The 21,530-nt window shown below is 62.0% G+C and carries 20 protein-coding genes; 8 read left to right on the top strand and 12 right to left on the bottom strand.

The genetic code is table 11. From position 1 onward, the window contains the following. Positions 1 to 64 precede the first annotated feature (64 nt). Positions 65 to 376 (top strand): hypothetical protein, encoded by a 312-nt coding sequence (locus GGU46_RS14115; protein WP_183404180.1) that lies wholly within the window; start codon positions 65 to 67, stop codon positions 374 to 376. A gap of 175 nt (positions 377 to 551) precedes the next feature. Here the strand turns inward: GGU46_RS14115 and GGU46_RS14120 are convergent, their stop codons facing one another. The 5 genes from GGU46_RS14120 to GGU46_RS14140 all read right to left on the bottom strand — a co-directional run bounded on the left by GGU46_RS14120 (position 552) and on the right by GGU46_RS14140 (position 6,140). Continuing rightward, positions 552 to 1,424, bottom strand: coding sequence for a nucleoside phosphorylase (locus GGU46_RS14120; protein ID WP_183404181.1), 873 nt, complete (start codon positions 1,422 to 1,424; stop codon positions 552 to 554). Positions 1,425 to 1,639: 215 nt separating this feature from the next. Continuing rightward, positions 1,640 to 2,593: an oxygen-dependent tRNA uridine(34) hydroxylase TrhO gene (trhO, locus tag GGU46_RS14125; protein WP_183404182.1), complete on the bottom strand. Its 954-nt coding sequence runs from the start codon at positions 2,591 to 2,593 to the stop codon at positions 1,640 to 1,642. 99 nt (positions 2,594 to 2,692) lie between these two features. Then, the gene (locus tag GGU46_RS14130) at positions 2,693 to 3,331 is read right to left on the bottom strand and encodes a NeuD/PglB/VioB family sugar acetyltransferase (protein WP_183404183.1); all 639 of its coding nucleotides are present in this window, start codon (positions 3,329 to 3,331) and stop codon (positions 2,693 to 2,695) included. Between the two features lie 208 nt (positions 3,332 to 3,539). Then, positions 3,540 to 4,808, bottom strand: a complete 1,269-nt coding sequence (locus GGU46_RS14135) for a hypothetical protein (RefSeq protein WP_183404184.1) — start codon at positions 4,806 to 4,808, stop codon at positions 3,540 to 3,542. A 48-nt stretch (positions 4,809 to 4,856) separates the two neighbouring features. Then, the gene (locus GGU46_RS14140; protein WP_183404185.1) at positions 4,857 to 6,140 is read right to left on the bottom strand and encodes a DUF2851 family protein; all 1,284 of its coding nucleotides are present in this window, start codon (positions 6,138 to 6,140) and stop codon (positions 4,857 to 4,859) included. A gap of 102 nt (positions 6,141 to 6,242) precedes the next feature. Here GGU46_RS14140 and GGU46_RS14145 point away from each other — a divergent pair, with 102 nt between their 5' ends. After that, positions 6,243 to 7,103 (top strand): tetratricopeptide repeat protein, encoded by an 861-nt coding sequence (locus GGU46_RS14145; protein WP_183404186.1) that lies wholly within the window; start codon positions 6,243 to 6,245, stop codon positions 7,101 to 7,103. Between the two features lie 76 nt (positions 7,104 to 7,179). Here the strand turns inward: GGU46_RS14145 and GGU46_RS14150 are convergent, their stop codons facing one another. From GGU46_RS14150 to GGU46_RS14160, 3 genes are all read right to left on the bottom strand, one after another. After that, entirely contained in the window at positions 7,180 to 7,824 is a 645-nt protein-coding gene (locus GGU46_RS14150; RefSeq protein WP_183404187.1) for a LolA family protein, read from the bottom strand. Between the two features lie 119 nt (positions 7,825 to 7,943). Next, positions 7,944 to 10,976, bottom strand: a complete 3,033-nt coding sequence (locus GGU46_RS14155; RefSeq protein ID WP_183404188.1) for an FtsK/SpoIIIE family DNA translocase — start codon at positions 10,974 to 10,976, stop codon at positions 7,944 to 7,946. Positions 10,977 to 11,140: 164 nt separating this feature from the next. Continuing rightward, complete coding sequence (locus tag GGU46_RS14160; protein ID WP_183404189.1) at positions 11,141 to 12,874, bottom strand: DUF6044 family protein; 1,734 nt, start codon at positions 12,872 to 12,874, stop codon at positions 11,141 to 11,143. A gap of 114 nt (positions 12,875 to 12,988) precedes the next feature. On the opposite strand from GGU46_RS14160, the gene GGU46_RS14165 reads away from it, so the two are divergent. Beyond that, a complete protein-coding gene (locus tag GGU46_RS14165; RefSeq protein ID WP_183404190.1) occupies positions 12,989 to 13,411 on the top strand; it encodes a hypothetical protein in 423 nt (140 codons plus the stop codon). Between the two features lie 19 nt (positions 13,412 to 13,430). Here GGU46_RS14165 and xerD read toward each other — a convergent pair whose 3' ends face one another. After that, positions 13,431 to 14,333 (bottom strand): site-specific tyrosine recombinase XerD, encoded by a 903-nt coding sequence (xerD, locus tag GGU46_RS14170; protein ID WP_183404191.1) that lies wholly within the window; start codon positions 14,331 to 14,333, stop codon positions 13,431 to 13,433. A gap of 147 nt (positions 14,334 to 14,480) precedes the next feature. On the opposite strand from xerD, the gene aroQ reads away from it, so the two are divergent. The 5 genes from aroQ to GGU46_RS14195 all read left to right on the top strand — a co-directional run bounded on the left by aroQ (position 14,481) and on the right by GGU46_RS14195 (position 18,304). After that, entirely contained in the window at positions 14,481 to 14,927 is a 447-nt protein-coding gene (gene aroQ, locus GGU46_RS14175; RefSeq protein ID WP_183404192.1) for a type II 3-dehydroquinate dehydratase, read from the top strand. A gap of 261 nt (positions 14,928 to 15,188) precedes the next feature. Next, positions 15,189 to 16,256 (top strand): aminotransferase class V-fold PLP-dependent enzyme, encoded by a 1,068-nt coding sequence (locus GGU46_RS14180; protein ID WP_183404193.1) that lies wholly within the window; start codon positions 15,189 to 15,191, stop codon positions 16,254 to 16,256. Between the two features lie 172 nt (positions 16,257 to 16,428). After that, complete coding sequence (locus GGU46_RS14185; RefSeq protein ID WP_139922426.1) at positions 16,429 to 16,989, top strand: MarC family protein; 561 nt, start codon at positions 16,429 to 16,431, stop codon at positions 16,987 to 16,989. A 123-nt stretch (positions 16,990 to 17,112) separates the two neighbouring features. Continuing rightward, a complete protein-coding gene (gene rnhA / locus GGU46_RS14190; protein WP_139922429.1) occupies positions 17,113 to 17,580 on the top strand; it encodes a ribonuclease HI in 468 nt (155 codons plus the stop codon). Between the two features lies 1 nt (position 17,581). Continuing rightward, positions 17,582 to 18,304 carry a tRNA1(Val) (adenine(37)-N6)-methyltransferase gene (locus GGU46_RS14195; protein WP_183404194.1) on the top strand — a complete coding sequence of 241 codons (723 nt, stop codon included), beginning with the start codon at positions 17,582 to 17,584 and terminating at the stop codon, positions 18,302 to 18,304. A gap of 12 nt (positions 18,305 to 18,316) precedes the next feature. On the opposite strand, the gene GGU46_RS14200 is transcribed toward GGU46_RS14195, so the two are convergent. From GGU46_RS14200 to GGU46_RS14210, 3 genes are read right to left on the bottom strand one after another with little or no spacing between them, the layout of a single operon-like run. Continuing rightward, positions 18,317 to 19,018 (bottom strand): ATP-binding cassette domain-containing protein, encoded by a 702-nt coding sequence (locus GGU46_RS14200; RefSeq protein ID WP_183404195.1) that lies wholly within the window; start codon positions 19,016 to 19,018, stop codon positions 18,317 to 18,319. Continuing rightward, on the bottom strand, positions 19,011 to 19,958 hold the full coding sequence (locus GGU46_RS14205) for a hypothetical protein (RefSeq protein ID WP_183404196.1): 948 nt from the start codon (positions 19,956 to 19,958) through the stop codon (positions 19,011 to 19,013). Before GGU46_RS14205 ends, GGU46_RS14200 begins: the two co-directional genes overlap by 8 nt. Positions 19,959 to 20,009: 51 nt before the next feature. Continuing rightward, entirely contained in the window at positions 20,010 to 21,377 is a 1,368-nt protein-coding gene (locus GGU46_RS14210) for a saccharopine dehydrogenase C-terminal domain-containing protein (RefSeq protein WP_183404197.1), read from the bottom strand. Positions 21,378 to 21,530: the final 153 nt, after the last annotated feature.

Consider the following 21,530-nt stretch of genomic DNA (forward strand, 5'->3'; position numbering starts at 1 on the left):
CGCGCGTTTCGGCACCTTCCTTGCCTTCACCTGTTCATCGTTGAACGCCCAATTCTGAATTACCATGATTCCTGAACTGAAGACCACCGACCCGACTATAGAAACTGTCGAAAAAGAAGTTATTCCTACCCTGCGTTTTCCCACGGAAGACGTGCTGACGGACAAAGCCGAGATTCAGCGCCGCCGCCACGATGCCGAGCGCGCGGCCACGCTCGGCAACGCCTACCACGGCAAGCTCGACATCTACTTCCAGACTGCCGATGGCAGCGTGAAGCGGGTGTACACCACCGTGTGGGCTACCCACGAGGAGTACCTGACGCTTAAATCCGGCATCTCCCTACCCCTGCGCGCAGTCCTAAGCTTCGACTTCTATTAATTCCTTTCATGTCATTGCGAGCAGAGCGAAGCAATCTTTCCTAACCAACGTGTTCCTCTTTAAATGCGAGAAGCCCTTACCGTCCGTGCTGGCAGTAAGGGCTTCTCACTTTAATAGGTTTGTCACATAGCGAGGACAGATTGCTTCGTCGTGCCTCCTCGCCATGACTACCTGTCTATATCCGCTCCAGGGTTTTGGCAATCAGGTCGTTTACTACCTGCTCGGAGTTGGCGGCGAATTCGCCGGTGGCGCGGTTGGCCACAATGGCGTTCAGCGACGTCACCTCGTGGCCCAGCATGCGGCCCAGGGAGTAGTAGCCGGCCGTTTCCATCTCGAAGTTGGTGAGGCGGAACTCGCCCTCGGCGCTGTGGTAGCGGAACTGCTGGAACTGCTCAATCAGGTTGGCCATACGCAGGTCCAGGCGCAGCACGCGGCCCTGGGGACCGTAGAAACCGGGGCAGGTGAGCGTGTTGCCCGTTACCATGCCCGCGCCCAGCTGCTCGCGCAGCAAATCGGAGCCGCGCACGCAGTACGGGCGGTAGTCGAGCTGCAGGCTTTGCTGCACGCCGCGCGCTACCTCCACCTCCAGGCCCGTTTCTACCAGGGGGTAGAACTGCATCAGCGAGTCCAGGCCCACGGCGTGCTCCGACACCAGCAGGGAGCCCACCGGAATATCGGCCTGCAGCGAACCGCTGGTGCCCACGCGCACAATGCGCAGACTGATGCGCTCCTCCAGGGGGCGGGGCTCGCGCGTCACGAAGTCGATGTTCACCAGCGCATCCAGCTCGTTCATCAGGATGTCGATGTTATCGGTACCCATGCCCGTGCTGATAACCGTGAGACGCTTGCCCCGGTAGTAGCCCACGTGGGTCACGAATTCGCGCTTGTGAATCTTGGTTTCGATGGAATCGAAGTGCTGGCTAACGGTGGGTACGCGCTCCGGGTCGCCGACGGTGATGATGGTTTCGGAAAGATGGTCGGGTAGCAGGTTCAGGTGGTAGATGCTGCCGTCCTTGTTAAGGATCAGCTCCGATTCGGCGATGGGCATAACGGGGGGATTTTTAGAAAAGAAAGGTGCAATGGTACGGCAAAAACCGCAGTTTGGGTTCGGGCCGATGGAATATCGCTGGCTAAAAAGCACGTCATCCTGAGCGGAGCGAAGAACCTTCTCACGCCAGAATGAGCCGTTTGTACGGTGGTAGCTCTGGCGTAACAAGGTCCTTCGCTCCCGCTCAGGATGACAAATGAAGCGAGCTGGTATTCTTACCGCACCGGGGCGCGGTACGAGAGCAGGCCCTGCTCGGGATTGTAGTTGTTGCTATTCTTGGGGTAGGCGCCGGTTCCATCGTAAGGGCGCTTGTCGGGGTGCTCCTGGCAGGTGGGGGAGCAGGCCCCGTCGAGCTGCTGGCCGCAGGCCTCGCAGAGCGGCACGTGGGCGTTGCAGTGCGGATTGGCGCAGTTCACCATCCGGTCGGAAGGCGTGTGGCAGTGGTGGCAGTGGCTGATGATGCTGGGGTTCACGCTGTTCACATCCACGGCTACGCGGCCATCGAACACGTAGCACTTGCCCTCAAAATCTTCGCCGCCGGCTTCCAGCCCGTACTTAATAATGCCGCCGTGCAGCTGGTACACGTTCTCGAAACCCTGTTCCAGAAGGAAAGCCGAGGCCTTCTCGCACTTGATGCCGCCGGTGCAGTACGTCAGAATCTTCTTATCCTTGAACTGCTCCAGCTCCTGCACCTTTTCCGGGAACTCGCGGAAGTTCTCGATGTCGAGGGTAATGGCATTTTTGAAGCGGCCCAGGTGGTGCTCGTAGTCGGAGCGTACGTCCAGCACCACTACGTCGTCCTGGTCCTTCAGGTCGCGGAACTCCGTGGGCGAGAGGTGAATGCCGGTACGCTCGTAGGGTTTGATGTGGGGCAGGCCTACGTGCACAATTTCGGGTTTCACGCGCACATGTAGCTTCTGGAAGGTGTGGGCCGGGGCCTCCTCCACTTTGAACTCCAGGGCCGCAAAGCGCGGATCGGCCTTTACTAAGCGCATGTACTCCTCACAATCGGCGCGCCGGCCCGACACGGTGCCGTTCAGCCCCTCGGAGGCCACGATGATGCGCCCCAGCAAATTCAGGCTCAGACACAGCCGGTGATGCTCCTCCCGAAACTGCTCCGGATTCTCGATGGGCGTGTAGCAGTAGTACAGCAGAACGAGGTAGTCCATATTCAATTAAGAATTAAGAATTAGGAATTAAGAATTAACTATCAGGAATCAGGAGTATTCACTCAGAAGTGGCACTGCCTAATTCTTAATTTTTCATTCTTAATTCTTAATTAACTGCGCTGGGTTGCCGAACACGGTCTGGCCGGCGGGCACATCGGCTACCACCACGGAGCCGGCACCCACGCGGGCTTTGGCCCCGATTTTCACGCCGGCCACCACTACTGCTCCAGCCCCGATGAAGGCCAGCTCCCCTACCGTTACTTCAGCATTGAGGATGGCGCCGGCGCCCAGTTGGGAGTAGTCGCCCATTTCAGCTTTCACATCTACCACGGCGTTGGCCCCCAGGATGCAGCCGTCACCGACTTTGGCGGTGCCAGCCACCACGGCATTGGCCCCGATAAGGATGCCGTGACCCAGCCAGGCGTGCGCCGACACGCTGGCCCGCTGGTGGATGGCGTTGACGGGGGCTACCTCATATTCCTGGCGCAGCATGCCCGTGAGGCTGCGGCGGCTGGCGGTGTCCTCGGTAGCCACAAATACTTCGCACTTTTTGCCCAGCAGCTTCAGCAGCTCTTTGTCGTCGGTGCTGCCCATCACGGGCACGTCGTTGAGCTCGGTGTTCTGCAGGGCGGCGTTGTCGTCGAGCAGGCAGTACACTACCACATCGTTGCTTTGAAAGGCATCGAGGGCGGCGGTGCCGACGGCTTGGGCGCCCAGGATGATGACAGGGTTTTCCATAGTATCGAAAACGGCCGCGGGGCGGCCGGGGAGAAGTTGTTTTGGGAGGGCAAAGATACACGTTCTGCCGGCTAGGCCGAGCACGCGCGATGTAGAAGGGGTAGAACAACGGCCACGGCGGTTTTGCTCCCAGGCTTGCGCCTACCCCCTATCGGAGCTTGAACCGGACTGGAGTCGCAGCTTGGAAGCCCGGCATTGCCTACCCCTACTACAGCCTGAACCTTCGCAGCAGGGTAGCGGCGTAGTCGTTTTGCAGCAGGAGCAGCACCAGAAAGGGCAGAAACGTCACGCGGTACCGGTTCAGGGTGCCCAGGTTGGGGGTGGTGAGCCCCAGCAGGGCAGCCAGCACCAGGCAGTACACCAGCAGGGCCAGCACCAAGGCAAACGGCAGCTGCCCGGCCCGGCCCCGCACTACCGCCAGAGCGGCAATGCACAGGGCCACCAGCAGCCCCAGATTTTCGAGGCCCGCCAGCCGATACAGCACCGAGCTTCCTTCCCAGGGCCAGGGCCGGGTCAGGGCATTGACGGCGGCCCGGGGCGAGTGCAGCACTACGCTTTCAGTGGTTGGTTTAAGGTCGGGATACTCCAGGTGGGGCCGGCCCTCGGAGATTTTAAGCAGATCGGAGTAGTTGCGCTGCAGTTGGGAAGTAAATTTATTGGCCCGAAAAACCGGACTGACCTCACTGGCGGTCCAGGCTCCTGCGCTCAGCAAGGCTAGCAGCAGCAGCGCCTGCACCACCCGGGTACGGGCCCCACCCAGGTGCTGCACCACCCGGATCAGCCCCAGCCCCGCCAAACACCCAAACAGGATAACAGCGAAGAAATAGCGCATCTTGAAATGCAAGACTACGACCCCTAGCAGCCCCAGGCCTAACCAGCCCTGACGCCCTCCACTAACGTAAGCCAGCCGGATAACCAGCGCCAGAACCAGCGCGCCGCTGCCCACTAGCAGGCTTTCCTTAGTTAATCCTGAGGTCCAGTACACCACCGTGGGCCAGAGCAGGAACCCGACTACCGCGCTGCCGGGCGTAGCCCCTGGCCACCGCAGCCGCAGCTGGCGGACCAGCTCCCAGCTGCAGATAAAGCTGAACAACGACAGGTAGCACCCATTCAGCAGCGCGTTGCCCACGCTAGCCAGGTTCAATACTGACAGCACCTTCACGAGAAACAGCGTGTTGGAAAAGCCGTGAAACACCAGGTGCCAGCGCCCCCAGTGAAACGCATCGGTGGGGAGCATCCGCAGCCACTGGCCGGGCGCCTGCCACAGTTGCTCGCTCATGCGGCCGGCCCACACCAGAAAGTAGCCGGCGTCCTCGCTCAGTACCGCTATGGAAATGCCCGTGGCTACCAGCTTAAGCCCTAACGTAGGCAATACCCAGCGCCCCACATCCGGGATACGCCGCGCCCGCCCTACCCACCCGTACACCGCCCCCACCAGCGCTACATTCAAAACCAGAGCAAGGAGCAGGTGAAGCAAGATGGGTGAGGGTTAAGGAAAAGCAAGAATGATGTACCGAGGCGCGGGCTAGCGCTGGCGCAAGATACTACCCCCGATGGCACAGCGCACGCACTGGCGCGGCTCGCAGTAGCGCCGGTGCAAGGCTAGGAGCCCCTGCGAGTCGGCGGCGGTGGCGTTGCGGAAGCCGGCCAGCTCGTACACGTCCAGTACGTGGTTTTGCTCGGCGGGCAGCTGGTCCAGCAGAGCAACCGCGGCCTCTACCTGCTCCGGGTTGCCCACATAATGGGCGTAGGCTACCCGCAACGGCACAACCAAGTTTGTCACCAGCAAATGAATGCTGCTACGGCCCAGCACGGCTACCTTTCCTGCTTTACCGGGTCGGTAGTGCGTTTGCCAATACTCGGGCAGCGGGGTGGCAAAGAACTGCTCCAGGGCCCGGATGTCGCGGGCACTTAGCAAAACGTCAAACAACGTGGGCCGGGCGTGCAGCAGACCCGTCAGCTGGGCCAGGCGCACCGTGGGAAAGTTGGCCGGCCGCAGCCGCAGGAAGTTCCAGTCGTGGGGGGCCAGGGCCGTGCCGCTCAGGTTGTACTTGTGGCGCAGGAAACCAAATTCCTGCCGCAAATCCTGCAGGTAGGCATCCGTGGGGCCGGCATCTTCCAGAAAGCCGGCCTGCCCAAACACCAGCGCGGCCAACTGGCGCGCGTCGTGGCGGTGGCGCCGCACTACCGACAGCGGTAGGGCTTTAGCCAGGCGGGCCATGGGTTCGGTGTTTTTCTGAAAGCCGAAGGCGGCCGCCAGCGCATGCCAGCTGGTGGCCTCCCAATCCTGACCCTGCTGCTGGTGCAGGGCCGTTATCAGGTCGGCCTTTTGCTCTACCCGCTCCATGAGGGTGCGGCCGGTCATCATGGTGCGCGTCAGCTCCGATACGCGGGTTAGCAGCGGCGCGCAGGGCAGGGCGGCCTCGGGGGGTTGCTCCCGGAGCCGCTCGTAGGTTGCCAGCAGGGGCGGCGCAATGCGGCTGCTCAAGGCCAGGGCCGGCACCACCGAGTTATCGGTGCGGGCTACCTCCTGGTCGGCGGTGTACACGACGTGCAACACCACTTGGTCGTACTTGAGGTCGGTCTGGTGCTGGTGGCGGTGCCAGTCAGAAGCGCGGATGTGAATTTCCACGGCGCCGTTCCACTCCACCTCACCCAGCTGCAGGCGGGCATTCAGGAAATCGGGGCCGGCATCGGGGTTGCGCTGGCCGGGCCGCAGTACGGTTATCGGCTGTCCGTCCTCGGTCTGCAAACTGGTTTTATCGAAATACTGGTGCTGCCAGACGTAGTGCAGAAAGTCTTCTTGCATAGCGGGATAATACAAGTATAGTAATGTAAAAATAACCTCCTCAGCCTCCTAAAGATAGAAGATCTGTGCTATCTTTAGGAGGCTTTCATCATTCTTTCCTATTTGGCACACCTCTACTCTGATTCGCGGGTTCTGCCGGACACCATCCGCCGGGCCCTGACTTTTTTCTACCGCTCCCGCTTTACGCGCAACTACAGTTCCCGCTACATCCGGCGGGCGCTGGTGCTGCTGCACGAGGCCGCCGAGCACGGCAACGGCAGCGCCATGAGCTTTTTGGGGCTAGCCTACGGCGAAGCCTGGGGCGTACCGCAGGACCTGCAAAAGGCAGTGTACTGGCTGCAGCAAGCCGCCACTACGGGGCACCGGCTGGCCCGCTACAACCTGGCCGTTGCCTACGACAATGGCCTGGGAGTTCCGCGCAACCGTGTGCAGGCTTGGCTGCTGTTTCGGGGCCTGGCCGCGGAGGGTTACCGCGACGCGCAATTTGAGGCGGCTCATAGGCTGTTTTACGGCGAAGGAGTAGTGCAGAATTATGCTCAGGCCCGCTACTGGGCCCGGCAAGCCGCGCGGCAGGGCCACTCGGAGGCCATGCAACTGTTGGGAACCTGCCTGTTGCGCGGCCTGGGCGGACCAACCCACCTGGCAGCGGCCCAGCGCTGGCTGAAGCGGGCCGTAGCCGGCGGAAGCTGCCTGGCCCTGCAGCGCCTGGCCGAAGCCTGGCAGCACCCCACAAACACTGTCCGGCCCGAGGAGAGGATCTGCTACCTTCAACAACTACTGGAAGCCCGCAGCAAAGCCGTAGCCACCCAGGCGCTCTACACGTTGGGCTGCGTTGGGCTGCAGTACCCGCACCTGTTGCCGGCCCGCCGCGCCAACGTCACGGAATATTTTCGCTGGGCGGCCCGGTTCAAGCACCAGGGAGCAGCCTTAAAGTTTGCGCAGCTTCAAGGCGAAGAGTTTTAACCAGCAGTGAAGTAAAACAAACCGGCCCGCCCCTGCAGGTAGCAGAAGCGGGCCGGCCATCTTGGCAGCACTAAAACTAGCGCAGGTCAATCACCTTCACGCCTTTGTACTTGGTTTTATCGAAGTTGAAGGTGGTAGCATCCACCGGCACGTTGGGCTGAAACTTGCTGATGCGGTAGGTGTAGCGGTTGCCGTTCTTCTTGAACATTTGCCAGCTTTTCACCGCTTTGTCCGTCTTGCCAACCTTCAGGCGCACCTTGTACACGGGGTTGTTGCGGTCCTCGGGCGAGAGTTCAATGACGTCCACCACCTCGCCGCCTTCCTTGGCTTCCTGCACGTAGGCGTACTTGTAGCCTTTTTTATAGAGCGTGTAGATCTGGGAAGGCGAAATTTCCTGGTCCTCGGGCTCGTAGTCGGAGATGTTCACCTCATTTTCAGCCTTCATGTATGTCCACATGGTCTGGCCGTTGTTGATGACCTCCTGACCACTCATTTTCAGCCGGAACTTCTGACCGCTCACCGTAATATCGCCCGACAGGTTTTCTTTCACCTTCGCGGCGTCATTCTCCAGGGTCTGGGTGAACGTAGCCTTGAAGGCCTTCATCGCCTGATACTTGGCGCTCATCTGGTCCAGAATCTTGCCGGCTTTGGGGTCCTGCTGGGCCGTGACGACAGTAGTCAGCGACACGGAAAGGGCGAGCAGGGCGAGATATTTTTTCATTGCAAAAAGAGAGGTGTCTTTGGAAGGAGTTGGATCTGAGAGCCGAAACTTCAGATAAGGTTTAAATGAGAGTCAGAGAATAACAGAACGAAGAGGGCTAAGTTCTGTTTTCCTTTCTCCTACTTGGGCAGGCTATTCAACAACTGTTCCAAACTGTATTCGTCGGGAATCAGGACTTCGCGGGCCTTGCTACCCTCAAACGGCCCGACGATGCCCGCGTGTTCCAATTGGTCAATTAATCGGCCGGCGCGGTTGTAACCCAGCTTGAGCTTGCGCTGAATCAGGGAGGTGCTGCCCTGCTGATGCAGCACAATCACGCGGGCGGCCTCTTCGAACATGGAGTCCCGATCCGAAGGGTCGAAGTCGTCGGCGTCGCCGTTGCCGCTGCCGGCCTCGCCGGGCACTTCGGGTAGCTCGTAGGCGTTGGGGTAGCCCTGCTGCTCGCCCACGAAGTCGCAGAGGCGGTCCACCTCCGGCGTGTCAATAAAGGCGCACTGCACCCGGATAATGTCAGAGCCCTGGGAAATCAGCATGTCGCCCTGCCCGATGAGCTGGTCGGCGCCTCCGGCATCCAGAATGGTGCGCGAGTCGATTTTGCTAGTCACCTTAAAGGAAATCCGGCAGGGGAAGTTGGCCTTGATGATACCCGTAATAACGTTCACGGAGGGGCGCTGGGTAGCCACAATCAGGTGAATCCCGATGGCGCGGGCCAGCTGGGCCAGGCGGGCAATGGGGGTTTCTACCTCCTTGCCGGCCGTCATCATCAGGTCGGCCAGCTCGTCAATCACCAGCACAATAAAGGGCATGTAGCGGTGGCCCTTTTTCGGGTTGAGGCGGCGCTCCACAAACTTGCGGTTATACTCCTTCAGGTTGCGGCAGCCGGCGTCCTTGAGCAGGTCGTAGCGCTTGTCCATCTCCATGCACAAGGAGTTGAGCGTGTTCACTACCTTCTTGGTATCGGTGATGATGGGCTCTTCCGACTCGGGCAGCTTGGCCAGGAAGTGGCGCTCAATCTTGTTGAAGATGCTCAGTTCCACCTTCTTGGGGTCGACGAGCACAAACTTGAGCTGCGAGGGGTGGCGCTTGTAGAGCAAGGAGGCCAGAATCACGTTCAGACCCACCGATTTACCCTGGCCCGTAGCCCCGGCCATGAGCAAGTGGGGCATTTTGGCCAGGTCCACCACGAACACCTCGTTGGTAATGGTGCGGCCGAAGGCAATGGGCAGGTCCATTTCGGTGCCCACAAACTTGTCGGTGTTGAACACCGAGCGGATGCTTACCATCTCCTTCTTGGTGTTCGGCACCTCAATACCGATGGTGCCCTTGCCCGGAATGGGCGCGATAATGCGGATGCCGAGGGCCGCGAGGCTCAGGGCAATGTCATCTTCCAGGCTCTTGATTTTGGAGATGCGCACCCCGGCGTCGGGCACGATTTCGTAGAGCGTAACCGTGGGCCCGATGGTAGCTTTGATGGAGGCGATGTTGATGCCGTAGTGCCCCAGGGTTTCCACAATACGGTCCTTGTTGGCTTCCAGCTCCTCCTTGGTTACCTGCGCTTTAGCTACCCCGTAGTCATTCAGTAGTTCCAGAGTCGGGTACTGGTAGCGGGGCAAATCGAGGGTCGGGTCGTACTCGCCGGTGGGCATGGCCTCCTCTTCCTCGTCTTCCTCGGCAATAACGGCCATATCGGCACCGGCCGAGGGGTCCAGCTCGTGGGTGGAGGTAGTAGCGTCTTCCACCTCAAAGGAGAGCCCAGCCGGCACGCCCGTAGTTGCGGCCACGGGTGCCATTACGGGCGCAACGGGCGCCGGCAACGGCGTATCATCGGCCACCAGATCGGCCAGGGACAAGGGGGTAGGCACGCTGGCCACCGCGGCCGGGGCTTTGGGGGCTACGGGGGCGGGGGCCACGTCTGCCTCCGGCATTTCAATAGAGAAGCTAGGGCCGCTTGAGGGGGTAGCAACCAGAGCGGCGGCGGCGCCAGTCAGGGCCGTTCCAGCCGTAGCGGCCACATTCACAGGCACAGCCGAAGCGGCGGCTAACCCGCCCGCGGCTACTGAAGCAGAAGCAGCGGCTGCTGGAACCGGGCTGACAACGCTGAAGGCTGGCGCTGCGCCGGCTACCGGTCCGGTACGCTGGGGCTGTGGTGCTGAATCTTCCTCCTGCTCGTCCTCTTGCGGCTCGGGCTGGGCGGCCAGGGGGCCTACCCGCTTGAGCGTAATGCCCAGGGTATCTTCCTGGGGTTCATCGGGTTCGAAGGCTGCAGTGGGGGTAGCGACGAAGTTGCCCCGGCCCGCCGGCGCAAACGCTAGTTCCTCGTCCGTGTCGTCCTCATCCTCTTCGCCGGCACTGCGGCGCAGGTTCAGGTTGAGGCTGGTGACGTTGAAGAAGAACACCACGAAGGAAATCAGCAGGAACGCCAGCAGCAGTACCGTGCCCCAGCCAATGAGGCTATCGAGCCAGAAGGCAGTTTCGTAACCCACGCCGCCGCACAGGAAATCGAGGCTGTGCGCCAGGGCCGGGTCCACGTCGGGGCTTTGGATGGTGAGCACCACGTAGCCCATCAATACGCTCAGCCACAGCATAGTGAACAGACACAAGGCCAACACGTAGGTGAACGACACGCCCGCCCGCCGGAACACAATTTTGTAGCCGATAAAGAATACAATGGGAATAGCCGCGAAGGCTGCTACCCCAAAGCCATCCTGAATCAGGAACTGGGCCAGCATAGCGCCCACCAGCCCCAGCCAGTTGCCGGTTTCCTGGCCTGCTTCCTTGAGCGGCGTGCGGCCTACCGTTTCGGTTACGCTCTGATCAGCGTGGCCCGTGAACAGAAAGGAAATAAAGGCAATGGTGAGGTAGATGGAGCCAATCAGGAAGAAGAAGCCCAGGAACAGCTGAAAACGCCGGTCGCGCAGGAAGCCGAACAGGCCGCTGAGGTTGATGGCCGGTAGCTTCAGGGGTTTGCGGGCCGCCTTGGGGGCCGCCGGCTTAGAGGCCCGGGCAGGTTCGTTGCGCCGGGCTTCGCGAACGGGTTCCGGCTCAACGCTGCGGGGCTGGTTACGGGCCGCGCGCGGCTCGGCTGCCGGCCGGGGCTCGTTGGCGCGGCCGGGGGCCGCAGAGGAGGGTTGCTTGTAGGTATTTTTAGCCATTAGAGACACGCCAAAGACCAAATCTAGGCAATTATGTGATGCGCCGATGGGCTAATTTGCTAAGGTGCTGATTAGGTGAGGTCGGGAAATAGTGCCACGCGGTGTTGCCCAAGTGCACATCGGGCCTGGGCAATGCGTTTCTTTCCCTGCCCAGCCGCAGGCGGCTAGCGCACTTCGTACAGCCAGATGTGCCAGTAGGCCCCGGGGGCAGCATACTCGCCCAAGAGCCGCAGGTTGCTGGCTTCGGGGTGGAGCAACCGGGCCGCCGACAGCACGTAGCGCCCACCCAACCGGCGGAACGACCGGGCATCAAAAGCCCAGTGGGCAACCGCCCGCTCCGGCAACGCTGCTACCCGAAAGTTCTTGCCCAGCTCCGCCGAAAATAAGTAGCACCGGTTGCCCCAGGCATCGAAGTAGGTACGCAGCTCCGGGCTCCGGGCCAACTCCCCAGCAATCAGCTCCCGAAACTGGTGCTTGTAGGCCAGGGGGTAATTGTTCTGGTAAGCATCCAGGGTGTAAAATCCATTGAGCGAAGCCACGGCCGGCGCAAAACCCAGGCAGGCTACCCGGTACCGGGCCGGCTGCTGGCCGGTACGCGCCTCTACATCCTGCCGGATGCGCCTAAATAGCTCCGGGGCCACGTAGGCAGCGTAGGTAGGCTCGGTGGCGGGCAGCCGGCCCAGCAGGCGCCGCACGTTCAGAGTCCACTCGGTGTTCATACCCAACCCAAGAAGGAGCTGTAGCCCCACCAGGGCAGCCCGCAGGCCGGGCCCCGGCAGGTGGCGCAGGCTGAACGCCAGGACCCCGAACCAGAGCAGTGGGGTCAGGAAGTGGAAGCGGGAAAGATTGAACGCCCGCAGCGGGGGCACCGTCTGCTGCACTACCCCTATCAACTGAGGGTAAAAGCCACAGAACAGGGCTACCCCCACCAGCACGCCCACCCCCGCCAGCAGCTTCCGCAGCAAGCGCCGCCGGGCGGCACCGGCTGGCGCATAGGCCAGCGCCAACCCGGCTGCCAGCAGCGGGGCGGCCCGCAGAAACAAGCCGGCATGGTACTGCCCCAGCAGCAGGTAGCGCCCGGCACTGGCCAGTCCTACCCCTACCCCACCAGGCGCCAGGCGGGCGTAGTCAAATTCGAGGCGGTGGGGCACGAACTGCCGCTTCACCAGCAGCGAGTACACCAGCGGATATTCTACTACCCCGTAGCTTATGCCCAGCACCAGCAGCCCCAGCACCGGCCGCCACGCTATCCGGCGGTGGCGCCAGGTGTCCCGGAGCAGCAACAGCCCGGCCGCCGCCAGCACAAACATACCCGCCAGCACCAAGCTCGACCAAAAGGCAAACACCACCAGCACCAGCCAGTCGGACCAGCGGCCGGGGCCGCGGCGCAGGTTCAGCAGGGCCAGCGCTACCCAGGGCTGCCCCAGCACCGAAACCCCGTAGGCGGTGTAAGCCGGCAGCACGGCCCAGGCCAGCGCCAGGCCAGCGCACAGGGCTGCCAGCCGGGGGCCGGGCAAGCCGTAGCGGCGCAGCAGCAGGTACATGCCCAGCAACCCCGCCAGGCGCACCAGCAGCTCGTGCAGCAGGTAAGCTTCCAGCGGCGGGAACAGGGCCATCAGCCCGACCAAAGGCTGCAACCCGGGCCGCAGAGCGTTACGGGGCAGGCCGTTCATCAACCGATCCACGCGGGTGGTAGAGCGGTAATCAAGCGCCTTGCCTTCCTGCAGCAGTGCATACGGCGGGGCCAGCTCCGTGTCCAGGTTATCGTCGATGAGGATGTAAGTAGCTCCCGACTGGGCCGCGTAGGCCAGGCTTAACGTCAGCAGGAGTGCTACGGCCCAGAGCAACGGCGGGAAGGCGGAAAGCCGCCAGGGCTTTCCCGTAGTATATTCGGGCATAATAGCTGAAGAAAGCAGTCGGGGCAAAAGTAAAATTTCCTTTCGGGAGGCTCAGCCACCCGGCTATTCGCGCCGTTATATATAGTTACTCCTCTATTTCCTTTCCCGTGTTGTATGCATCAGCGCCTACTTTCTGCACCCGGCAGTCCCAACTTCTGCCGCATAGTCTATGATGAAGCCCATCATTGGCTGAATGCTACCTGGACGGGCTACGTTAGCCCTGATTACGCGCACGATGGCGCCGCCGTGGGCCTGCAGCTGCTTCGGCAGCTCAACTGCTCCTGCCTGCTCAATGACAACAGCGGCATTCAGGGGCCCTGGTTTGATTCTCTGGAGTGGCTGGCTACCAAGTGGGGGCCAGCGGCGGCGGCGGCCGGCCTGCGCTACATTGCGCACGTACCCCAGCCCACTGCCACCGTCAACTCCTGGTTTTACCCATCGGGGCAGCGGCTGCTGGCGCAGTTTGAAATTCAGGTCTTTGATAACCAGTATGAGGCCGTGGAGTGGCTGAGTAGCTGCCAGCGCCAGGCCAGCTGAGCCGCCGGGCTGGTGCTGGTTAGCTGCGCGGATGAAACTCCGTAATCACCTGACGCAGGTAGTCCCGGTCGAGGTGGGTGTAGATTTCGGTGGTCGTGATGCTCTCGTGGCCCAGCATTTCCTGCACGGCCCGCAGGTCGGCGCCGCCTTCAATGAGGTGGGTAGCAAAGCTGTGCCGGAACGTGTGCGGGCTGATGCTCTTGCGGACACCGGCTTTTTCGGCGGCGGCCTTAATGATGTTGAACACCATCACGCGCGAGAGGCCCGCCCCGCGCTTGTTCAGAAACACGGTATCCTCGTGCCCCGGCTTAATGTCGAGGTGGGCCCGGATGCCCTGCAGGTAGAAGCCCAGGTGCTTCAGCGCATCGCGCCCGATGGGCACCAGCCGCTCCTTGCTGCCCTTGCCCAGCACCCGCACAAAGCCCTGGTCGGCGTAGAGGTTGGAAAGGCGCAGCCCCGTCAGCTCGCTCACGCGCAGGCCGGAGCTGTACAGCACCTCCAGCATGGCCCGGTTGCGGGTGCCCTCGGGCGTGCTCAGGTCGATGCCGTCGAGGATCTGCTCAATTTCGGGGTAGCTGAGCGTGTCGGGCAGTTTGCGGCCGGTTTTGGGCGCGTCCAGCGTATCGGTGGGGTCCAGCGTGAGCAGGTCCTCCATAATCAGGAAGCGGTAGAAGGCCTTGATGCCCGAGAGAGTACGGGCCTGCGAAGTGGCCGTCATGCCCAGGCTGCCCAGCCAGGCCAGGAAGTCGCGCAGAATGCGGGTGGTTACCTGCTGGGGCGAGGCCGGGAGCTTTTCTACTTCCAGGTACTGGCGCAGCTTCTGCACGTCGCGCACGTAGGCTTCCACGGAGTTGGCTGAAAGAGACTTTTCAAGCTGCAGGTAGCCTTCGAACTGTTTGAGCGCAATAGACCAGGTGGACATAGGAGGCGGGGTAGGAACTGGAAAGCACGGGGTGCTACCCGCAAAAGTAGGAGTTAGTAGCTGCCGTAGCGGGCCAGGGCTTCGGTTGCGCCCGGAATGGCAATACCTTTGTTCCTGTATTTCGCCTACCTCCTAGCCCTCTCCCCTATGCAAATCCTCCTGCTCAACGGCCCCAACCTCAACCTGCTCGGGCGGCGCGAACCGGGCATTTACGGCTCCCGCTCTTTTGAGGACTACCTGCCCGAGCTGCGCGAAGCCTTTCCGCAGTTTGAGCTGGAGCATTTCCAGAGCAACCACGAGGGCGAGCTGATTGACAAGCTGCACGAGGTGGGCTTCAGCTACCACGGCATTGTGCTGAATGCGGGTGGCTACACCCACACCAGCGTGGCCCTGGCCGATGCCATTGCCGCCATTCATACGCCTGTGGTGGAGGTGCACCTGAGCAACCTGCACGCCCGCGAGGAGTTCCGCCAGAAAAGCCTGCTGGGCCGCAACTGCGTGGGCAGCATCAGCGGCTTCAAGCTCGAGAGCTACAAACTGGCCCTGCACTACTTCGACGGCCAACGCCCCAAACGGGTGGGGTTTAAGGTTTGATTTTTGGTGAGGAGGTGAATGGTGACAAGTGAATAGTGACAAGTAACAGGTGCCGTGCCAAGGCTTTGGCGGATACCAAGGGGTAGGCGGATATCGTTCCAGCGGCGCACATGGCGCAAGCAGGGCTTCGCCCTGGAACCTACCTCCATTCACCTCATCACCTCTTCACTTCATCACCCCATCACCCCATCACCTTTTACCGCATCACCCCGGCCCCCAATCCATACCTTTGCGTTTCCATTTCCCTAGCCTTCTCTTCCTATGTATACATTCAATCCCGGCCCTTCGCAAGTGTATCCGCAGGTGCGCCAATACCTGCAGGATGCCTTTGATGAGGGCTGGCTCTCGGCCCAGCACCGCGGTGAGCGGTTTGTGCAACTGATGCGCCAGACGGTGCAGGAGCTGAAAAACAAGCTCAACGTGCCGCAGGATTACACCGTGTTCTTTATGAGCTCGGCCACAGAGTGTTGGGAAGTGCTGGCCCAGAGCCTCACTCCCACCAAGAGCTTCCACCTCTACAACGGGGCTTTTGGCGAAAAATGGTTTGAGTACGCCAAGGCCCTGCGCCCGGCTACTACCGGCATCCAATTCGGGCCCGACGAAATTCCGGACGTGCACCGCCTGCCGGGCCTCGATGAGCAAACCGACCTGGTATGCATCACGCAGAACGAAACCAGCAACGCCACCCAGCTCCGCGACGGGGTGGTGCTCAACATCTATAACCGCCTGCCCGGCAACGCCCTACTGGCCGTAGATGCTACCTCCTCCCTGGCCGGTATTCAGCTCAAGTACATCAAGGCCGATATCTGGTACGCCTCGGTGCAGAAGTGCTTCGGGCTGCCGGCGGGCCTTTCCGTGATGCTGCTTTCACCCCGGGCTGTGGAGCGCCTGCGCAAAATCAATGAGCGCAGCCACTACAACTCGCTCACGGCCCAGTACGAGAAAATGCTCAACTACCAGACCACCCACACCCCCAACGTGCTGGGCATCTACCTGCTGAGCCGCGTCATGGCCGACCGGGCGCCCATCAAAGCCATTCATCAGCATCTGCAGGAGCGCGCCACCAAGCTCTACGACTACTTCGACCAGGCCACCCAGCTTTCCCCCCTCATCACCAACCCCGAGGCCCGCTCCACCACGGTCATTGGACTGCAGGGCGCCCCTACCCTCATCGAGGAAGTAAAGCGTCGGGCCCTGGCCCAGGGCCTGCAGCTGGGCAGCGGCTACGGCAGCTGGAAGCCTACCAGCCTGCGCATTGCTAACTTCCCCGCCATCCCCGACGCGGCCTTCGAGCAGTTGGTGCAGTTCTTCGCCCGGGAGTTTGCCTAAATCACTGATTAACGCTGATTCATCTGATTTCGCTGATTTTTTGTTCAGTGAGCCAGCCACCCCACGTACCGCTCAAGAAATCGACATTCAGCGTGTTGCACTAAGCGCCAACACCACTCTCCAGAGCCTAAAATCAGCGAAATCACGATCAATCAGCGTCAATCAGCGATTCATGTTCAGCTTCAAGGAAATTGCCTCCGTCACGCTCACGCTTTTCGCCATCATTGACATTCTGGGCTCCATCCCAATTATCATCCAGATCCGGCAGCGCGAGGGCAAGATTGAGTCGGAGAAAGCAACCTTGGTGGCGGGGCTGCTGATGGTGGCCTTTCTGTTTCTGGGCCAGAGCATCCTTTCCCTGTTCGGGGTTGATTTTCAGTCGTTTGCTCTGGCTGGCGCCATCATCATCTTTCTTATTGGCATGGAGATGATTCTGGGGGTAGAGCTGTTCAAGCACAACCCGCTGGCTTCCACGGGCTCCATCGTGCCCCTGGCGTTTCCGCTGATTGTAGGCGCCGGCACCATGACGACGCTGCTCTCCCTGCGGGCGGCCTATCAGCTGCCCAATGTGCTGGCGGGCGTGCTGGTAAACCTGGTGTTTGTGTACCTGGTGCTGAAAAGCTCGGCCTGGATTGAGCGCAAGCTGGGCAAGGCCGGCGAGGATATTCTGCGCCGCGTGTTCGGCGTCATTCTGCTGGCCATTGCCATCAAACTGTTTAAAAGTAATTTTTAATTACCAGTGTAGGGAGCGGGGCTTGCCCCCGCCCGGCGTCCGCGTCACATGCGGAATTGTAACTACGGCGCGACCAACGGGCGGGGGCAAGCCCCGCTCCCTACACGCTTTTTCCCTGTTCCCTTGATTCACTTATTCACCGACGGCTCCTCGCGGGGCAACCCAGGGCCCGGCGGCTACGGGGCGTTGCTGCGCTTCGGGCAGCACGAGAAAGAGCTGACCCAGGGCTTCCGCCTTACTACCAACAACCGTATGGAACTGCTGGCCGTGATTGTAGGCCTGGAAGCCATCAACCGCCCCGAGCTGCCCATTACCGTGGTTACCGACTCGCGCTACGTGGTGGATGCGGTAGAGAAGCGTTGGGTATTCGGGTGGGCCAACAAGCCCGATTTCGGCAAGAAAGCCAACGAGGACCTCTGGCGCCGCTTCCTGAAAGTGTACAAGCAGCGCACCGTGCAGTTTCGTTGGGTGCGCGGCCACAACGGCCACCCCGAAAATGAGCGGTGCGACCAACTGGCCGTATGGAGCGCCACCCAGGGCAAGCTGCTGATTGACGAGGGCTACGAGCTGATTGAAGCCAAGCGGGGGTAGTATGCCCAACTCCTACTTCCAGTTCAAGCAGTTTCGGGTAGAGCAGGGCGCGTGTGCCATGAAGGTGAGCACCGACGCCTGCGTGCTGGGCGCCGTGGCAGCTGTGGAGGGCGCTACCCGTATTCTGGACATTGGCTCCGGCACCGGCCTGCTGGCCCTGATGGCGGCGCAGCGCAACCCGGAAGCTTATATCGAAGCCGTGGAGCTGGACGCGGCGGCGGCAACTCAGGCCGCTGAAAACTTCCACTCAAGCCCCTGGCGTGCGCGCCTGCTGCTGCACGCGCAGCCGCTGGCAGCATTTGCTGCCACCCAGCCCGCCCCCTTCGACTGTATCATTTGTAACCCGCCGTTCTTCCGCAATTCGCTGCGCTCCCCCAGCGCCGGCCGCACCACCGCCCGCCACACCGCCCCCGACTCGCTCACGTTCACCGAGCTGGCCCGTTTCGCCGCCGATTTTCTGACGCCGGCCGGGCTGCTCACCGTGCTGCTACCCCCGCCCGAAATGCTCCACTTCGAGCGGGAAGCCGCCGCGGCCGGCCTCTACCCCACTACCCGCCTGGTGGTGCATCACCGGCCGGGCAGCAAGGCCCTGCGCCACATTACCGGCTTTGGCCACCAGTTGGGGGTAGTGCGGGAGCAGCCGCTTTTTTTGCACGAAGGAAATGAGGAAGCCTACTCCGAACCGTTCCGGGAGTTGCTAGGGCCCTTTTATCTGGCCTTGTAACGGGGCAGGGCGTTAGACATCGGGCAGCAACTGCCGCAGGTGGGCGAGTTTTTGTTGGTGCAGGGTATCGAGCAGGTCGGCTTGCAGTTGCCCGAAGTGGGTGGCGGGGTAGTGGCGCAGCACCCGGCCCTCGGCCAGCACGGTTATTTCGTCGCACAGCTCGGTGAGGGAGCCCAGCAGGTGCGAGGTAAGCAGAATGCCAACTCCTTGCTCCCGCAGTCGGCGCAGCACTTCCATTACCAGCAAATTCGTGCTTAAATCCAGGCCATTGAAGGGCTCGTCGAGGATGAGGTAGCGGAAGTTCTGCACCAGCAGCGCCAGCAAGGCCAGCTTCTTTTTCATGCCCGCCGAATACTCCTCGGCGTACTGATCCAGCGGCAGTTCCAGCAGGTAGTTCCAGCCGGTTAGGTCGGGCACGGGTCGGCCGCGGGCCTGCAGGCAGAATTCTACGTACTCGCGGCCGGTAATGCGCGGATAGAAGTAGGGCTCGTAAGGCAACAGGCCCGTGTGCTGCCGGAGGGACAGGCCCGTAGTTTCCCGCACCGTGCCCGCATAATCTGTATGCAGGCCGTAAAGGCAGTGCAACAGGGTTGTTTTGCCGGCGCCGTTGGCGCCTACCAGTCCGTGCAGGGTACCGGGCCGCAAAGTCAGATCGATGTGGTGTAGAACGGGGTGAGGGCCAAACGCTTTGCGTAAACCGCGAATCTCAAGCATGCTGATAGTAGGCTAAACGACGGTGGCTTTTCAGCCCCAGCCCCAGAAAACAAGCCGCCAGCAAAGCCCCAAATGCCGGGTTGCTGCCCAGAATAGAAAACCCAACCACCACTGCTCCCGCCTGAGTGAGGCGGGCCAGGGTAGCGTGCGGGTAGAAAGCGTATTTGGCTAGTACTACCATCGTCAGCACCACGGCGCACCAGAGCAACAAAGCCGCCGTGCCCCCGGCTCCGGCCGGCCCCTGGGCCAGCACAGCGGCCAGCGGGGCCACCGTCAGGCCGAAATACAGCAGCCCCCACCCTACCCGTCCGCGCAGCCAGCGACCCGGCGAGGTAAGGGCAGGCAGCAGCCAGGCCCAGGGCTCCACGGGGCCGTACACTTCCAGCAGCACCAGCAGCCACCCCACCACGGCCAGGGCGGGTCCGGTGGCGGTGTGGCGGGTAGCGGCCGCCGCCCCCAGCAGCCCCAGCCACAGCAGCCCGGCGCCGCGGCGGCGGCTGGCGCCAACCCACTCAAATGCCACGCTCCGAAACATACTCTGACGATGACGACGGCCGGCACGAGCCGTAGCCGGCGGCGCCAGCGCTACCCCGGCGGCCAGCACCAGGGTAAGCAGGGCGGCTCCCGGGCGCCCACAGCCCACCAGCACCCCAGCGGCCGGCAGGCTGAGCAAGGCATACTCCGCCGCCAGCCAGGGCCGGAAACCGGGGGCCGTTAGCTGCAGAAACAAAAAATCCGGCCGCTGCCGGTGCAGGCTCCAGAGCAGCCCCGCCACTACCACGGGTACCAGCCACGCTGCCTTCGCGCTGCCGGCCGCTACTACCAGGGCCCGCGCCGTAGCCAGCCCGAGCAGCCCACCCAGCAGCAGCAGCCGCCACCAGCCCAGCTCGCGCAGCAACCGGACCAGCAGCCGGGCCCGCAGCAGTAAATAGTTTCGCATAGGCTGTTGAACGCGCCGGACTGGGTTCTATTTTACCAGCTTGCGAGGCCGCTACCGGGCTCCGGTCGGCACATGGGCAGCCAGCTCCTCTTCCATGAACTGAATTCCGTAATCCTGCTCCAGTTCTTCCAGAATAGGCTCGTAGAGTTCGGGTAAGGTCGGAATGACTACCCCTCGCTGCCCGAAGGTGCCGCGGGCCAGCTGCCGCACGGCCATGGCTACCGGCAGACCCACCGTTTTGGCCATGGCCGTCTGCACGGTATCCTCGCCCACCACTACCAGCGAGGAAGTGGCTACGTGCGGTGTCTCATTCAGCGTGAACTCAATCTGGTGCTGCATCACAATCATGTCGTGGTCGGAGGGCTGCAGGGCCCATTTTTCGGTGAGCAGGCGCTCCAGCAGCTGGGCCGGGGTGGCATCGGGCAACCCCACGGGGCGCTCCGAAAACAACTCCAGCCACTCCAGGCGCTGCATTTCCGGCCCCGATACTTCCAGCCCTAAGTAAGCGGCTACCCGCTCGGGCAGGCGCATGGCCTCCATTCCAGCCGGCAGGTAGGCCTCCACCAGCTCGGCCCAGGTGAGGGTGGCGGGGTTGCCCAGGTGCACGGCATCATCGGTGAGACCCAACCGGACCAGCGCGTGCCAGGCGGCGCAGTAGCCGGGGCGGCGCAGGGTGCCGCGCAGCAGCGTTGGTACGTTTTGCAGGCCGTAGGGCTGCTGGTAGCCCAGGGAGTCGCGGTTGGCATACCCCTCCAGCTCCCCTACCCCCGGCACCCACATCCTTTCGGCGCGGGCAAACAGCTGTTGGTACGGAATATAGCGCAGCCGCCCGTTCTCAAGATATTTAGCCGTGCCCTGGCCAGCCAGCACCACATTGCGCGGATTCCAGGTAAACTTATACTTCCACGGATTACTTCCTTCCGCCTCGGGCGCCAGCAGCCCCCCGCAGTACGATTTAAAGGCCGTAATCTGCCCGCCCCTACCCCGGATACTGGTCAGGAGCCGCATGGCCGACATATGATCCAGGCCGGGGTCGAGGCCACACTCCATCAGAATAGTGATGCCGGCCGCCAGAGCTTCCTGGTGCAGGCTCCGGATTTCTTCGCTCACGTAGCTGGCCGTTACCAGATGGCGGGCATGCCGCACGCAGGCCCGGGCTACGGGGCCGTGCAGCAGGGCCGGCAGCATGGATATCACAACGTCGGCCGCGCTGACCAGGGTTTCCAGGCCGGCTTCGTCCTGTAGGTTAAATGGCACGACCCGCGCGTAGGCCGCATGAGCGGCCAGTACGGGTGCCAGGTGCGCGGGCTGCGCATCAGCCACGGTAAGCTGCCAGCCTTCGGTTGGGGCGTGGTGCAGCAAATAATGCAGTAAAGACGAGGCCGAGCGGCCGGCGCCCAGAAGCAGAACACGGGTCATAGCGGTAAGCGGGGTGGAAGGGCGGGAGACGCGGGCTGGGAAAAGAGCCCGCGGCCAATATTAGAAATTTGCGGCATAGCCGCCGCCTGGCCTGCCCCGGGCCGGGCCGCTACGGGGCAAGCCGGCCGCGCCAGACTGGCACCGCAGACGCGG

The sequence above is a fragment of the Hymenobacter latericoloratus genome (assembly GCF_014199535.1).
GTDB classification, from domain to species: domain Bacteria; phylum Bacteroidota; class Bacteroidia; order Cytophagales; family Hymenobacteraceae; genus Hymenobacter; species Hymenobacter latericoloratus.

Excerpts from the sequence above, each read along its gene's own strand:
- GGU46_RS14115 (WP_183404180.1), top strand. The coding sequence starts at position 65 with ATGATTCCTGAACTGAAGACCACCGACCCGACTATAGAAACTGTCGAA.
- GGU46_RS14120 (WP_183404181.1), bottom strand. The coding sequence starts at position 1,424 with ATGCCCATCGCCGAATCGGAGCTGATCCTTAACAAGGACGGCAGCATC.
- trhO (WP_183404182.1), bottom strand. The coding sequence starts at position 2,593 with ATGGACTACCTCGTTCTGCTGTACTACTGCTACACGCCCATCGAGAAT.
- GGU46_RS14130 (WP_183404183.1), bottom strand. The coding sequence starts at position 3,331 with ATGGAAAACCCTGTCATCATCCTGGGCGCCCAAGCCGTCGGCACCGCC.
- GGU46_RS14140 (WP_183404185.1), bottom strand. The coding sequence starts at position 6,140 with ATGCAAGAAGACTTTCTGCACTACGTCTGGCAGCACCAGTATTTCGAT.
- GGU46_RS14150 (WP_183404187.1), bottom strand. The coding sequence starts at position 7,824 with ATGAAAAAATATCTCGCCCTGCTCGCCCTTTCCGTGTCGCTGACTACT.
- GGU46_RS14155 (WP_183404188.1), bottom strand. The coding sequence starts at position 10,976 with ATGGCTAAAAATACCTACAAGCAACCCTCCTCTGCGGCCCCCGGCCGC.
- GGU46_RS14160 (WP_183404189.1), bottom strand. The coding sequence starts at position 12,874 with ATGCCCGAATATACTACGGGAAAGCCCTGGCGGCTTTCCGCCTTCCCG.
- GGU46_RS14165 (WP_183404190.1), top strand. The coding sequence starts at position 12,989 with ATGCATCAGCGCCTACTTTCTGCACCCGGCAGTCCCAACTTCTGCCGC.
- xerD (WP_183404191.1), bottom strand. The coding sequence starts at position 14,333 with ATGTCCACCTGGTCTATTGCGCTCAAACAGTTCGAAGGCTACCTGCAG.
- aroQ (WP_183404192.1), top strand. The coding sequence starts at position 14,481 with ATGCAAATCCTCCTGCTCAACGGCCCCAACCTCAACCTGCTCGGGCGG.
- GGU46_RS14180 (WP_183404193.1), top strand. The coding sequence starts at position 15,189 with ATGTATACATTCAATCCCGGCCCTTCGCAAGTGTATCCGCAGGTGCGC.
- GGU46_RS14185 (WP_139922426.1), top strand. The coding sequence starts at position 16,429 with ATGTTCAGCTTCAAGGAAATTGCCTCCGTCACGCTCACGCTTTTCGCC.
- GGU46_RS14195 (WP_183404194.1), top strand. The coding sequence starts at position 17,582 with ATGCCCAACTCCTACTTCCAGTTCAAGCAGTTTCGGGTAGAGCAGGGC.
- GGU46_RS14200 (WP_183404195.1), bottom strand. The coding sequence starts at position 19,018 with ATGCTTGAGATTCGCGGTTTACGCAAAGCGTTTGGCCCTCACCCCGTT.
- GGU46_RS14205 (WP_183404196.1), bottom strand. The coding sequence starts at position 19,958 with ATGCGAAACTATTTACTGCTGCGGGCCCGGCTGCTGGTCCGGTTGCTG.
- GGU46_RS14210 (WP_183404197.1), bottom strand. The coding sequence starts at position 21,377 with ATGACCCGTGTTCTGCTTCTGGGCGCCGGCCGCTCGGCCTCGTCTTTA.